This window comes from Streptomyces sp. LMG1-1-1.1 (genome assembly GCF_040815545.1).
GTDB lineage: Bacteria > Actinomycetota > Actinomycetes > Streptomycetales > Streptomycetaceae > Streptomyces.
On sequence record NZ_JBFPNH010000001.1, the window covers coordinates 19,420 to 32,127 of the forward strand.

Sequence of the window (12,708 nt, forward strand, 5' to 3'; positions counted from 1 at the left end):
CGGCCTCCGGCACCGTCCGGATCCGTGGTCCGGACGGCGCCGCGGAGGTGTACCTAACCGTCCGAGCGCAGCGCGAACGCCTCGGCCGCGTCGAGGAGCCGTTCCACGGCCGCGTCGGGGAAGTAGTTCTCGTTGTAGGACGCGACGAGCTCCGGGCCCGTCTCGTACAGGTTCCACCCGACGACCACGGTCTCCAGGAACCGCTTCCCGCCGGGGAACTCCAGCTCCACGTACTCCGCCTCGGTCCCGGCGAACGGCGGCAGGTCGTACGAGGACGGCGGCTGGTCGTTCAGGCTGACGTACAGCCCGGCCTGCCGGTCCGGCACCATCAGCGTCTCGTTCCAGTACCGTCCGGCGACGAGCAGCGGGAGGCTGTACTCGAAGACGTCATGGGTCCGGTGGAAGACCTCCCGCACCGTGTCGACCGGGCTCCGGAGCTCCCGTCCGAGGTGCAGCGGCACCGTCTGGACGAACAGCCCGGCGGTCTGCGACGTGCCCGGCAGCATGCGCCCGTGCTGGTTGACGGAGATGCCCGGCGCCGGATCGCCGGTGACCTCCCGCGCGGCCGCGAGCACACTGGCCGTGGCCACGGCGAACGGCGTCGCCCGGGCCCGCAGCGCGAGGCCGTGCAGCCGCGCCTTCGCATCGGCCGGGAGCGCCCGCGCGACCCTCTTGGGCCGGTACTCGCCCGTGTGCTCGGCACCGACGGGGAACGGCGGCGGCACCGTCCCGAACTCCTCGACGTAGGAGCCCCAGAACGACCTGCGCTCCTTCCCCCACGCGCCGGAGAAGAGGCGGCGCTCCTCCGAGGCGAAACTCTGGTAGCTGATCGCCCCCGAGGCATCGCCGGAACCGCCGGAACCGGCGTCATCGCCTGTGTCGCCGGCTCGTGCCCGATTGTAGAATTCGGTGAAATCCGACCTGATACGGGCCCACGACGCCAGGTCGTTGATGATGTGGTCGATCGCGATCCCGAACAGATGCCGCCGCTCGTCACGCCGCACGACGGCGATGCGCGAGAAACCCGGACCGTCGAGGGCGAAGGGCGTGCCGATGAAGCGGCCCATCACCTCGATCGCTTCCGCGTCGGTCTCGGCGGTGAGGAGTTCCACCTCGCTCAGCGCGTCGTCGTACGTACGCGCCTCCTCCGGCGACGCATAGGTGCGGCGCAGCACGTCGTGTCGCAGACACACCCGCCGCCACGCGTCGCGCAGCGCGGCGATGTCCACATCCCCGGTGAGCCACATCGCCATGTAGTGCAGGTTGTGCCAGTCGGCGAACTCACCGGTCAGCCGGGCCATTTCCGCCAGCGACGTCGGGCCGGGGGTCGACTTGGCCGGGGACACCGTCATCCCCGTTCGCCTTCCAGGAAGTCCGAGAGGCTGCGCGGCGACGCGTGCGAGAACACGTGGCGCAGTTTCACGTCGACACCGAGGGCGTCGTGGATCCTGCCGGTGATCTGCAGGACGTGCAGCGACGACCCGTCGTTCTCGAAGAGGTCCGAGCTCTCGTCGAGTTCGGGATTCCCGAGCACCTCCCGCCAGATCTGGGTCAGGGCCGCGACGCGATCCGGCGCCATCTGGTTCTGTGGACTCATGTCGGGAGCTCCTCACGACGACTGCGCGATTTCCTGATGCCCACCACGTGCGGGTCGCGGCGGAGCCACAAGCTACCGACCGGCCCCGACGCCCCTGTACTGACACCGGTCAGGATCACGCCGGCCCCCCATGGACAGCGCACCCGATCTACACCAGGACGCTCACCTGGCAGTAGGCGTGGTCGGACTCCGTCGCCGCGACCGTCGTGCTCAGCAGCCGCATCCCGTGACCGTAGAGAATGTGGTCCTGCTGGACGCCCTTGGGCGTCGTCGGAGTCCCCTCGAAGGCACTCCGATAACCCCCGGCGCCCACCACGTCCGCGAGGAGTTCCCCGATGCGTCCGTAGTTCGCGTCGAGACCGGCGAAAGCCGTTCCCGCGCCGCCCATCCCCAGCAGATCCTCGGTGAGCATCTCCCGCATCCGCGCGAACTCCGGATCCATGGGGCTCACCCCGAAGCGGCGCAGCGGAAAGAGGTGCCCATTGAGGAGGCCGAGCCTCCGCCCGCCCAGGTCCACCGACCCGACCACATAGCCCTTGTCGTGAAGGGTCCAGCGCTCGCCCCGCGGACCGGAGGTCCGGAGCGGCGGATGGGGGAACCGCTTGTACGCCATGTCCGCGAGGGGGAACCGGGACAGTACCCCGAGCGCCAGGGAGGCGTCCTCCGCCATGTGCGACGGGCTCACGGGAAACGACGCGGCGTACGGATACCCGGCCCGCCTCGCCAGTTCCTCCGACTGCCCTTCCCGGCGCCCGTGGTAATCGTGGGTCTCCTGCAGGCAGACCACGTCGGGCGCGTGTTCCTCCAGCACCGAGGCGTGGTGGTCGAGCGACGGGATTCCGTCTCGCTGGTGGGACTCCCCGAGGATCCCGCCCCCCACGTTCCAGGTCGCGAGTTTCAGAAGCGCAGGCCTCATCGATACGTCCTCTACGGCTGATACGTCCTCTACGGCTCAAGCGTGGCGACGACCGTCCCTCCGTCGTGGCGCGCCAGATTACGAGGCGGCGCATCGCGCCCGTACTGACAGCGGTCAGGGACGGCGGGGCGCTCTCCCCCCCCGAGAGGCTTCCTCCCCGAGAGGCTCCTCCGCGCGGTTCTCCGCCCGGACCGTGAGTGGCTGCCGCGCCGTGCCGCGCCGTGCCGTCAGGCGTGCGGCACGGTGACCGCCGTCGCCACGAAGCCGTCCCGGACCGTCCACCGGCCCTCGAACCCGTCGAGGCGGCGCCCACCCACCCGCGGGCCCGGTACGAGCAGCCTGGCCGTGAACCCGCCGCGTGGCGGCCCGCCGGGACGCACGGAGAACTCGATGTCGGCCTCCGTGAAGTCGAGCCACTTGCCCGTCAGGGGCGACCACGCCTTGTAGACGGCCTCCTTCGCGCTGAACAGGAGCCGGTCCCAGGGGACGGCGGGGTCTTCCGCCTCCAGTCGGCTCAGCCGGTCGCGCTCGGCGGGCAGCGACACGAGCGGAAGTACGCCGTCGGGCAGCGGGGCCTCGGGCTCGGCGTCGATGCCCAGCGAGGCCAGATCGCCGCTGAGCGCCAGCGCGGCGGCGTAGTAGCCCTCACAGTGCGTCAGACTCCCGACCAGGCCCGCCTGCCAGTCCGGAGCGCCCCGCTCGCCGGGCAGCACCGGCTGCGGCGGCAGGCCCAGCGTCGCCATGGCGCGACGGGCACAGACCCGTACCGCCGCGAACTCCCCGCGCCGCTTCGCGACCGCGCGGCTCACGAGCGCCGCCTCCTCGGGGTACAGCTCCGCGTCCATGCCCGTGGGGTCATGGCTCTCCACGGCGACCACGCTGCCCGGAAGCAACTCCTCGATCACGGGACACCTCACCTTCCGCCCGCCGACGACGACATGCGCACCCGCCCGACCCTAGGGCCTGTCGTCACACTCCCGTCTGCCCCGCGACGCCATGCACGCGCTCTCGCCGCCCCGGGCACAAGCCCGAGTACGCCCAGTACGAGGACTCGCGCCCGGCACGCCGAGAGCACGCACCTGACGCCGCAGGGCCGCCCTTCGGGCGACGACGGGAGTGTGACGGCAGGCCCTAGTCCGGGCTGCCAGGATGGCGGACGGAAGGTCGACCGACGTCAGTGGAAGGAAGCCGCGTGACCACTCCAGCGATACCTCCGATGCCCGAGCGGCCGGAGATCGGCGGCTCGACCCGGCTCTACGCCGTCCTCGGCTGCCCGGTCGCCCAGGTGAAGGCGCCCGCGCTGCTCAACCCCGTCTTCGCCCGGCTCGGCCTCGACGCCGTCCTCGTGCCGGTGCTCGCCGAGCCCGCGCACCTCGGTGAGATCGTGCGCGGGCTCCAGCGGATCGGCAACCTCGACGGGCTGCTCGTCACCGTGCCGCACAAGGCGGAGGTCCGCCGCTACGCGGACACCGTCAGCAGCGCCGTCACCCAGTCGGGGAGCGCCAACGCGCTGCGCCGGGAGCCCGACGGCCGGTGGAGCGCCGAGAACTTCGACGGCATCGGGTTCGTCCGGGGGCTGCGGGCATCCGGCTTCGACCTCTCGGGGAAGCGCGTGTCCCTGATCGGCGCGGGTGGTGCCGGAGGCGCCCTGGCCGCCGCCGTGCTCGCCGCCGGAGCCGCGCACCTCGACGTGTGCGACCGCGACGAATCCCGGGTGAGCGAGGTGACGAACCGTCTCGGTCCTTACTGGCCGGGCCGGTTGACCGGATCCGTGGTCCCACGGCTCGACGGCGCCGACCTCGCGGTGAACGCCACCCCGCTCGGCCTGCGCCCCGAGGACCCGCTGCCGTTCGACGTGGCCGGCCTCCCACCTGGCGCGGAGGTGGCCGACATCATCATGGAACCGCGCGAGACCGCGCTGCTGCGGGCGGCCGAGGCGCGCGGCCACCGGATCCATCACGGTTCGCACATGCTCATCCACCAACTCGACCTGTACCGCGAGTTCTTCCGGCTGAACGCGCCCGAGCGGGCGGAGCTGTCATGATCTGGAACCACGGTAGATCAACCTTCTTACGACGGAACGGATGAGACGTGCCGAACGACATAACCGCCCTTGCCGAGCACCAGGACCTTTACGCGCTGTCCCCCGAGGGGCAGCGGCTGCTGTTCACCGAGGCCCGCACGGCCCTCAAGTTCACCGACGCGCCGGTCGACGACGATCGACTGCAGGCGATCTGGGAGCTCTTCAAGTGGGCACCCACCGGAAGCAACCTCAACCCGCTGCGGATCCTCTTCGTGCGCACGGACGAGGGGAAGAAGCGGCTGGTCCCGCTGCTGACCCCGCCGAACCGGCCCAAGAGCGAATCCGCTCCCGTCATCGCCGTCCTCGCGGTGGACCGTGAATACGGCGAGTACGGAGCCGAGTTGTGCCCCAGCATCCCCGGGCTCAAGGACGTCCTCGACTCCAACCCCGTCCTGCGTGACGCCTCCGGCGACTTCAACGCCGCTCTGCAGGCCGGGTACTTCGTCCTCGCGGTGCGTGCCGCGGGTCTGGCCGCCGGGCCGATGAAGGGCTTCGACCCCGAGGCGGTGAACGCCGAGTTCTTCCCCGACGGACGCTGGAAGTCGATCCTGCTGGTCAACATCGGAGAGCCCGCCGAGGACGCCTGGGGCGAGCGGATGCCGCGCCTCGACTACGAGCAGGCCGTGCAGCTCGTCTGACGGAGCCGCCGCGTGCCGGCCGGGGCCCCGTGCGACGGGGCACCGGCCGGGCCGCACGGGACCCGCGACGTCAGGGGGTCGGCAGTCCCTTGGCGGCGAGGACCGCCCCGTGCAGGGACGAACCCCCGCCGAGCCGGGCCGGAAGGACGGGGGCCACCGGGTGTCCGGGCCGGGCGAGCAGGGACGCCTGACGGGCGACCTCCGCCACGAAGCCCTCGATCCCCGCGGCGAACCCGCCGCCCACGACCGTCGCCGAGGGGCGTACCAGCTCGCCCACCCCGACCAGGGCGGCCGCGAGGGCCGCGCAGCTGTGCTCGACCGCGGTGACCGCCCAGTCCGCGCCGTCGGTGTACCCGGAGCGGAGCTCCTCGAAGGTGACGTCCGTCCCGCGCGCGGCCGCGGCGCGGCGGAGAGTCGCCGGGCCCGACGCCTCGGCCTGGACGCAGCCGCGCCGACCGCAGTCGCAGCGCTCGCCGTCCCGGTCCACGATCAGGTGCCCCAGCTCGCACGAGCCCCGGCGCGTACCGGGCACGGGTCGGCCGCCGAGGACGATGCCGCCGCCGATGCCGGTACCCACGCCCACGTAGACCAGGTCGGAGTGCCCGGCGGCGTGGGCTTCCGCCACGGCGGCCAGGTCTCCGTCATCGGCCCAGCACACCTCGGTGCCGGGGAAGAGGTCCCGTAGGGCCTCCGCGAGGTCGAGACCCACCCAGGACGGCCGGGTGGGCCAGGCCGTCACCCGTCCCTCGGTGTCCAGCGTGGCCGGCACGGCGACACCGACCCCCGTCAGCGGCCGCGCGGCACCGGCGAAGAGGTCCTTCACGTGGGCCCGCAGGACGTCGAGGTCCTCCGCGGGAGTGGCGGACGGCCGCCAGCGGACCACGGAGTCCCGCGATGCCGCGCCGCGGGACCCGGCGCCCTCGGTGCGGAAGGCGACCTTCGTACCGCCGATGTCAATGCCGAGGTGGATGGCCCGCTCCCGTCACCATCAGCTGCGTCCTCAACTGGTCGAGGACCATGCCGAGTTCCCGGGTGCTGCGGCCGACTCCGAAGACGTGGAAGTCCGGCCGGACGAGGACGAAGCGCGCCCGGACCGAGGCAAGGAACGGAAGGTACACGTCGTCGAGGTCGGTGACCGCACCCGCCGCCGGCGCACCGGCGGAGGCGAGCCTGACCGTGTGGGCGTCGATCTCCGCGAGGAAGGCGCGCTGTTCCGCGCTCAGCACGGCGCCCGGGTCCTCCGTGGTGAGGAGCACGAAGCCCGTGCCCACCACCTGGTCGAAGAGCCCGGTGACGCCGTCCCGCGCCACCCGCCCCTGCGGGACGGGCGAACCGGTGGGCGGCGCGGCGACCGTGCCGACCGTGCGGTGCAGCACGCCCTCGCGCAGCGGCTGCGTGACCGGGCGGTCCGGCGTCTGGCCCGCCAGCAGGGTGGCGTCCCTGCGGGCGGCCTCCTCCGCGTCGGAGACGCAGACGATCTTCCCGAGCTGTACGGACAGTTCGATCGTGCGGAGCACGTGGCCGCGGCGCTCGGGTCCGTACGTGTCGAGGAGCACCGCGTCCGAGGTACCCCGCAGGACGCGGTCCAGCTTCCAGGACAGGTTGAGCACGTCCCGGATGCCCGAGCACATCCCGGCGCCCGCGAACGGCGGCATCGAGTGCGCGGCGTCACCCGCCAGCAGCACCCGGCCCTTCTTCCACGTGTCGGCCAGGGCGGCCCGGAAGGTGTAGACGGTGTGCCGGGCGAGGACCGCGTTCTCCGGCGTCACGTCGAAGGCCTTGAGCAGGCGCCAAGCCGTCTCGGGCGTGTTCAGCTCCTGCGCCGACTCGTCCGGCAGCCGCATGAACTCCCAGCGCCTGCGCCCCGGGCCGCTGCCGACGACCGTCGTCGGCCTCGCCGGATCGCAGATCTGCGCGTTGGACGGCGTGAACTCCCGGGGGACGTCGAGGAGGACGTCGCAGAGCAGCCAGTCGAAGGAGAAGTCGAGGTCGGTGACGCCGACGTCGAGGAGTTCCCGTATCCGGCTGTTCGCCCCGTCGCAGCCGACCAGCCAGGCCCCTTCGAGGGTCGTGACCTCGCCCGCGGCGGTTTCCGCGGTGAGGGTGACGCCGTCGTCGCCGTGGTCCGTGACGGCCGTCGCGGTGTGCCCGCGCAGGACGCGCAGCAGACCCAGCTCCTCGAACTCGGCGGCGCGTTCGGCGAGTGCCGCTTCGAGCGCCGGCTGGTGGAAGGTGGTGGCGTCCGGCCAGCCGTGCGCCCCGGGGGCGGCGAACTCCATGCGGAGCAGCGTCTGTCCGGCCGCGTTCCGCCAGTCGTACGCGTCGACGGGTTCGCCGATCTCCTCGAACGCGGGGGCGATCCCGAGGGAGGCGAGGGTGCGCGCGGTCTCGCCGTCGAAGACGGTGGCGCGCGGCATCGGATACGGGGTCTCCCACCGCTCGACGACCGTGACCCGCCGGCCCTGCCGGGCCAGCAGGATCGACAGGACCTGGCCGACGGGACCGTACCCGACGATCAGGACGTCGGCGGCGTCGTGGTCAGGGCGGTCGACCGAAGGAGGGGAGCTCGTCCCGCTCGTCGTCCCGCTCATCCCGTGACGCCTCGCCGGAGCAGGGCCTGGGCAGCGAGCCGGTACCCCTCGGCACCCAGGCCGAAGATCACTCCGCTGGCCAGTTCGCCGAGGATCGACTGGTGCCGGAAGCTCTCGCGCGCCCACACGTTCGACAGGTGGACCTCGATCCACGGCCGGGGGTAGTTGGCGAGCGCGTCCCGGAAGCTCCAGCCGGCGATCATCAGCGCGCCCGGGTTGATGATCGCGCCGACGGCGTCGTAGCTGTCCTGGACGGCGCGGACCATCTCGCCTTCGCAGTCGTACTGACGGGACACCACTTTCCATCCGGATTCCGCGACTTCCCGGGCGACGATCCGCTCGATGTCCTCCAGGGTTTCGGTGCCGTAAATCTCCGGCTCCCGTCGGCCGAGGATTCCAAGATTTGGTCCGTTCAACAACAGAAGTTCACTCAAGACAGGCCTCGGTGCTTCTCGCGCGGCGGTGGGCCGCCGATGCTAACCAGAGGCGGCTTGCCGGTGCAATGTTTCCCTGTCCACATGCCCGTTTACGGTCACGTGGTGGGGGTTCCGCCGGAAACGCTCAGGCGGGTCCCCTGGCCGGAATGCGCTGCTCCAGGGGGTGGGGCGGGTAGGGGGGTGCGGCTAGGGGGATCTAAGGGGGTCTCTTAGGGGATTGTGAAGGCTTTCCGTCGCCTGGACGATGTGAAAACCGAGTCGTTCCTTGCGGGTTGACAACAGATCGACCAGCAGCCATGGCCCGGCTGTCCTTTCCCGGTGGCCGGTATCTAGCTAGATGGATGGACTATGTTTGGGATTTCGCAGCGGAGCCTGGAATTTCCGGAATGGCCCCAGTACGGTGACCAGGAAAGAGTCGCTCTGATGCGCGCCCTTGAGCAGGGGCAGTGGTGGCGTATCGGTGGAAGTGAGGTCGACGAATTCGAGCGCGAATTCGCCGAATACCACGGCACCGAGCACGCCCTCGCGGTGACCAGCGGCACCCACGCACTCGAACTCGCCCTTCAGGTGATGGGAGTGGGGCCGGGCGACGAGGTCATCGTTCCCGCCTTCACCTTCATCTCCTCCTCGCAGGCCGCCCAGCGGCTGGGCGCCGTGGCCGTGCCCGTGGACGTCGACCTCGACACGTACAACATCGACGTGCGGGCGGCGGAAGCCGCGATCACCCCGAGGACGAAGGCGATCATGCCCGTCCACATGGCCGGCCTCCTCGCCGACATGGACGCGCTCGCCAAGCTGTCCGCCGACTCCGGCGTCCCGCTGCTCCAGGACGCGGCGCACGCGCACGGCGCCGAATGGCGCGGCAAGCGGGTCGGCGACCTCGGCTCCGTCGCGGCCTTCAGCTTCCAGAACGGCAAGCTGATGACCGCGGGCGAGGGCGGCGCGGTGACGTTCCCCGAAGCCGAGCAGTACGAACTCGCCTTCCTGCGGCACAGCTGCGGCCGCCCGCGGACCGACCGCTCGTACCTGCACGAGACGTCGGGCTCCAACTTCCGCATGAACGAGTTCTCGGCGAGCGTGCTGCGCGCCCAGCTCACCCGCCTCGACGGGCAGATCGCCACCCGCCAGGAGCGCTGGCCGCTGCTGTCGAGCCTGCTGGCGCAGATCCCCGGCGTCCTGCCGCAGGGCACCGACGACCGCTGCACCCGCAACCCGCACTACATGGCCATGTTCCGCGTCCCCGGAATCACCGAGGAGCGGCGCAACGCCCTGGTCGACGCGCTGATCGCGCGCGGCCTCCCGGCGTTCGCGGCCTTCCGCGCCGTCTACCGCACCGCCGCCTTCTGGGAGATGGCCGCGCCCGACGAGAGTGCCGACGAGATCGCCCGCCGGTGCCCCCACAGCGAGGCGCTCACCCGCGACTGCATCTGGCTGCACCACCGGACCCTGCTCGGGACCGAGGAGCAGATGCAGGCCATCGCGGACGTGGTCGCCGACGTCCTGGCCACTTCATGACCCTGCGCGTCGCCGTGGTCGGCCTGGGCTGGGCGGCCCGCACCATCTGGCTGCCCCGCGTGGCCGCCCACCCGGACATGGCCGTCACCGCCGTCGTGGACCCCTCCCCGACGGCCCGGTCGGCCTTCGCCGAAGAGCCGCCCGCCGCGGCGGGCGGCCCCGCGCCGCGCGTCCTGGCTTCCGCCGACGCACTGACGCCGGACCTGGCCGACCTCGCGATCGTCGCCGTCCCCAACCACGCCCACTGCTCGGTCGCCGCGGGCCTCCTCCGCCGCGGCATCCCGGTCTTCCTGGAGAAACCCGTCTGCCTCAGCACGGCCGAGGCGGACGAACTGGCCGACGCGGAACGGGCGGGTGCGGTGCTCGTCGCGGGCAGCGCCGCCCGCTACCGGGGCGACATCCGGAGCCTTGAGGACCTCGCCCCGTCCCTGGGACGGATCCGCCACGTCCGGGTGGCCTGGGAGCGGGCCCGCGGCGTGCCCGGCACCCAATGGTTCACCCGCCGGGACACCGCCGGCGGCGGAGCCCTGGTGGACCTCGGCTGGCACCTCCTCGACACCGCCCTGCCCCTGCTGGGCGGCGACGTGGCGTTCGAGCAGGTGGCGGCGACGACCGGACACGACTTCGTGAACCGCGACGTGGCCCAGGCCGCCTGGCGGGAAGAGGACGAACCGGCCGCGGGCGGCAGCGGCGACGTGGAGGACACGGCCCGCGCGTTCCTGGTCACCGACGGCGGCGTCTCCGTCTCCGTCCACGCCAGCTGGGCGTCCCACGCCGCGTACGACACCACCCTCGTGGAGGTGCACGGCACCGCCGGCACCGCCGTGCTCTCGTGCACGTTCGGCTTCAGCCCCAACCGGCGGGGCGGCTCCACGCTCACCGTCACCCGGCACGGCGAGACCGTCGCCGTCCCGCTCGACCAGGAGCCCGTGGGAGTCGAGTACGACCGGCAGGTCGACGCGCTCCCCGCCCTCCTGGCCGACCCCGGCCGCCGCGGCAGGTCCATCGCGGCCACCCGTACGACCATCGGTGTCATCGAGAGGGCCTACGCGTCCGCACTCGGCGCCGGCACCCCCACCAGCGAGCGGAACTCGGAAAGGCAGCCGGCGTGAGCATCGAACTGATCACCGAGGGCGGCGACACCGCGGCGGCGGGCACCCCCGCCGTGCCGCGGACCCCGCTGCGGACCGTCGTCTTCGACCTCGACGGCGTGCTCGTGGACAGCTTCGGCGTGATGCGCGAGGCGTTCGCCCTCGCCTACCGCGAAGCCGTCGGGGACGGCGAACCGCCCTTCGAGGAGTACAGCCGCCATCTCGGCCGCTACTTCCCGGACATCATGAACATCATGGGCCTCCCCCTGGAGATGGAGGAGCCCTTCGTCCGCGAGAGCTACCGGCTCGCCCACCGCGTCCGCCTCTTCGACGGCGTCATCGAGATGCTCGAAGCGCTCAACGCACGCGGCATCCGGTTCGCCATCGCCACCGGCAAGAGCGGCCCGCGCGCCCGCTCCCTCCTCGAAGGCCTCGGCGTACTCCCGCTGTTCGAGCACGTCATCGGCTCCGACGAGGTCGAACACCCCAAGCCCGCACCGGACATCGTGCTGCGCGCCCTGGAACTGCTCGGCGCGGACAAGGAGGGGGCCGTCATGATCGGCGACGCGGTCACCGATCTCGCCAGCGCCCGCGCCGCCGGGGTCGCGGCCGTCGCCGCGCTCTGGGGCGAGAGCGACCGGGAACCGCTCCTCGAAGCCGCACCCGACGCGGCCATGGAGAGCCCCGCTGACTTCCTCGCCTGGTGCCTGGAGGCCGGCACGTGACCGGCCCGACCGCCGCCACGGCGCGGACCGTCGGCGTGGAGCTCGGCAGCCGGTCGTACGAGGTCCGCATCGGTCCCGGCGTACGGCACACCCTGCCCGAGCTCGTCGCCGGACTCGGCGCCCGCCGGGCCGCGGTGGTCTCGGCCCGGCCCGCGGAGTGGACCCCCGACCCGGGCGTGCCCGCCCTCCACCTGCGGGCGGAGGACGGAGAGCACGGCAAAACGCTGTCGGCGGTCGAAGGCTACTGCCGTCGGTTCGCCGCGTTCGGCCTCACGAGGGCCGACGTCGTCGTCTCCGTCGGCGGCGGGTCCACGACCGACACCGCCGGTCTCGCCGCCGCGCTGTACCACCGGGGCGTCGCCGTCATCCACCTGCCGACCACGCTCCTCGCCCAGGTCGATGCCAGCGTCGGCGGCAAGACCGCGGTGAACCTCCCCGAGGGGAAGAACCTCGTGGGCGCCTTCTGGCAGCCCAGCGCTGTCCTGTGCGACACCGACTACCTGACCACCCTCCCGGCCGGGGAGATGACCAGTGGCTACGGGGAGATCGCCCGCTGCCACTTCATCGGCGCCGGCGACCTGCGCGGGCTGTCCCTGACCGAGCAGATCGCCGCCAGCGTCCGGCGCAAGGCCGAGGTCGTCTCCGCCGACGAGCGGGACTCCGGCCTGCGCCACCTGCTCAACTACGGCCACACCCTCGGCCACGCCCTGGAACGCGCCACCGGCTACTCCCTCCGGCACGGCGAGGCCGTCGCCATCGGCACCGTCTTCGCGGGCCGCCTCGCCGGCCACCTGGGACGCATCCCGCCCGAGCGGGTCGCCGAACACCACGAGGTGGTCGCCCACTACGGGCTGCCGACGAAGCTGCCGCACGACGTGGACACCGGCGAACTCGTCAGCCTGATGCGCCTCGACAAGAAGGCCACGACAGGACTCACCTTCGTCCTCGACGGACCCGACGGTGCGGAACTCGTGAGCGGAGTCCCGCAGGCCGCGATCGACACGGTCCTCACGGACATGCCGAGAGAAGCACCGCCGGCCTGACGGCCGAGCCGACCACACCGCGCCCGGGGGGCACGCGCCGTGGGCGGCGTTCCCCCGGGCGAACCGCCCGTC

At 72.2% G+C, this 12,708-nt stretch carries 13 protein-coding genes; 6 read left to right on the forward strand and 7 right to left on the reverse strand.

Features of this window, described 5'->3' with window-relative positions; translation table 11 throughout:
• Positions 1–53: 53 nt before the first annotated feature.
• From MRBLMG1_RS00090 to MRBLMG1_RS00105, 4 genes are all read right to left on the reverse strand, one after another.
• On the reverse strand, positions 54–1,352 hold the full coding sequence (locus MRBLMG1_RS00090; protein ID WP_367819488.1) for a condensation domain-containing protein: 1,299 nt from the start codon (positions 1,350–1,352) through the stop codon (positions 54–56).
• Entirely contained in the window at positions 1,349–1,597 is a 249-nt protein-coding gene (locus tag MRBLMG1_RS00095) for an acyl carrier protein (protein WP_367819489.1), read from the reverse strand. Before MRBLMG1_RS00095 ends, MRBLMG1_RS00090 begins: the two co-directional genes overlap by 4 nt.
• A 148-nt stretch (positions 1,598–1,745) precedes the next feature.
• Positions 1,746–2,513, reverse strand: coding sequence for an endonuclease/exonuclease/phosphatase family protein (locus MRBLMG1_RS00100; RefSeq protein WP_367819490.1), 768 nt, complete (start codon positions 2,511–2,513; stop codon positions 1,746–1,748).
• Between the two features lie 227 nt (positions 2,514–2,740).
• Entirely contained in the window at positions 2,741–3,418 is a 678-nt protein-coding gene (locus MRBLMG1_RS00105) for a 4'-phosphopantetheinyl transferase family protein (protein ID WP_367819491.1), read from the reverse strand.
• Between the two features lie 287 nt (positions 3,419–3,705).
• Here MRBLMG1_RS00105 and MRBLMG1_RS00110 point away from each other — a divergent pair, with 287 nt between their 5' ends.
• Both MRBLMG1_RS00110 and MRBLMG1_RS00115 read left to right on the forward strand, forming a co-directional pair.
• Positions 3,706–4,557 (forward strand): shikimate dehydrogenase family protein, encoded by an 852-nt coding sequence (locus tag MRBLMG1_RS00110; protein WP_367819492.1) that lies wholly within the window; start codon positions 3,706–3,708, stop codon positions 4,555–4,557.
• Between the two features lie 47 nt (positions 4,558–4,604).
• The gene (locus MRBLMG1_RS00115; protein WP_414721444.1) at positions 4,605–5,234 is read left to right on the forward strand and encodes a malonic semialdehyde reductase; all 630 of its coding nucleotides are present in this window, start codon (positions 4,605–4,607) and stop codon (positions 5,232–5,234) included.
• 70 nt (positions 5,235–5,304) lie between these two features.
• On the opposite strand, the gene MRBLMG1_RS00120 is transcribed toward MRBLMG1_RS00115, so the two are convergent.
• The 3 genes from MRBLMG1_RS00120 to MRBLMG1_RS00130 are packed head-to-tail and all read right to left on the reverse strand — an operon-like array spanning position 5,305 to position 8,259.
• On the reverse strand, positions 5,305–6,204 hold the full coding sequence (locus tag MRBLMG1_RS00120) for an ROK family protein (RefSeq protein ID WP_367820263.1): 900 nt from the start codon (positions 6,202–6,204) through the stop codon (positions 5,305–5,307).
• Positions 6,188–7,825, reverse strand: coding sequence for a bifunctional 3-(3-hydroxy-phenyl)propionate/3-hydroxycinnamic acid hydroxylase (locus MRBLMG1_RS00125; protein WP_367819493.1), 1,638 nt, complete (start codon positions 7,823–7,825; stop codon positions 6,188–6,190). Before MRBLMG1_RS00125 ends, MRBLMG1_RS00120 begins: the two co-directional genes overlap by 17 nt.
• The gene (locus tag MRBLMG1_RS00130) at positions 7,822–8,259 is read right to left on the reverse strand and encodes a type II 3-dehydroquinate dehydratase (RefSeq protein WP_367819494.1); all 438 of its coding nucleotides are present in this window, start codon (positions 8,257–8,259) and stop codon (positions 7,822–7,824) included. The genes MRBLMG1_RS00125 and MRBLMG1_RS00130 overlap by 4 nt, the downstream gene beginning before the upstream one ends.
• Before the next feature lie 351 nt (positions 8,260–8,610).
• Here MRBLMG1_RS00130 and MRBLMG1_RS00135 point away from each other — a divergent pair, with 351 nt between their 5' ends.
• Genes MRBLMG1_RS00135 through MRBLMG1_RS00150 form a run of 4 tightly spaced genes read left to right on the forward strand, consistent with a single transcriptional unit; the run spans position 8,611 to position 12,636 of the window.
• Positions 8,611–9,777, forward strand: a complete 1,167-nt coding sequence (locus MRBLMG1_RS00135) for a DegT/DnrJ/EryC1/StrS family aminotransferase (RefSeq protein ID WP_367819495.1) — start codon at positions 8,611–8,613, stop codon at positions 9,775–9,777.
• On the forward strand, positions 9,774–10,889 hold the full coding sequence (locus tag MRBLMG1_RS00140; RefSeq protein ID WP_367819496.1) for a Gfo/Idh/MocA family protein: 1,116 nt from the start codon (positions 9,774–9,776) through the stop codon (positions 10,887–10,889). Before MRBLMG1_RS00135 ends, MRBLMG1_RS00140 begins: the two co-directional genes overlap by 4 nt.
• Positions 10,886–11,593 (forward strand): HAD-IA family hydrolase, encoded by a 708-nt coding sequence (locus tag MRBLMG1_RS00145; protein WP_414721445.1) that lies wholly within the window; start codon positions 10,886–10,888, stop codon positions 11,591–11,593. The genes MRBLMG1_RS00140 and MRBLMG1_RS00145 overlap by 4 nt, the downstream gene beginning before the upstream one ends.
• Positions 11,590–12,636 carry a 3-dehydroquinate synthase family protein gene (locus MRBLMG1_RS00150; RefSeq protein ID WP_367819497.1) on the forward strand — a complete coding sequence of 349 codons (1,047 nt, stop codon included), beginning with the start codon at positions 11,590–11,592 and terminating at the stop codon, positions 12,634–12,636. The genes MRBLMG1_RS00145 and MRBLMG1_RS00150 overlap by 4 nt, the downstream gene beginning before the upstream one ends.
• Positions 12,637–12,708: the final 72 nt, after the last annotated feature.

Bases quoted from the DNA above. Each gene is read 5' to 3' on its own strand.
- MRBLMG1_RS00140 (WP_367819496.1), top strand. From the start codon at position 9,774: ATGACCCTGCGCGTCGCCGTGGTCGGCCTGGGCTGGGCGGCCCGCACC.
- MRBLMG1_RS00135 (WP_367819495.1), top strand. From the start codon at position 8,611: ATGTTTGGGATTTCGCAGCGGAGCCTGGAATTTCCGGAATGGCCCCAG.
- MRBLMG1_RS00100 (WP_367819490.1), bottom strand. From the start codon at position 2,513: ATGAGGCCTGCGCTTCTGAAACTCGCGACCTGGAACGTGGGGGGCGGG.
- MRBLMG1_RS00095 (WP_367819489.1), bottom strand. From the start codon at position 1,597: ATGAGTCCACAGAACCAGATGGCGCCGGATCGCGTCGCGGCCCTGACC.
- MRBLMG1_RS00125 (WP_367819493.1), bottom strand. From the start codon at position 7,825: ATGAGCGGGACGACGAGCGGGACGAGCTCCCCTCCTTCGGTCGACCGC.
- MRBLMG1_RS00090 (WP_367819488.1), bottom strand. From the start codon at position 1,352: ATGACGGTGTCCCCGGCCAAGTCGACCCCCGGCCCGACGTCGCTGGCG.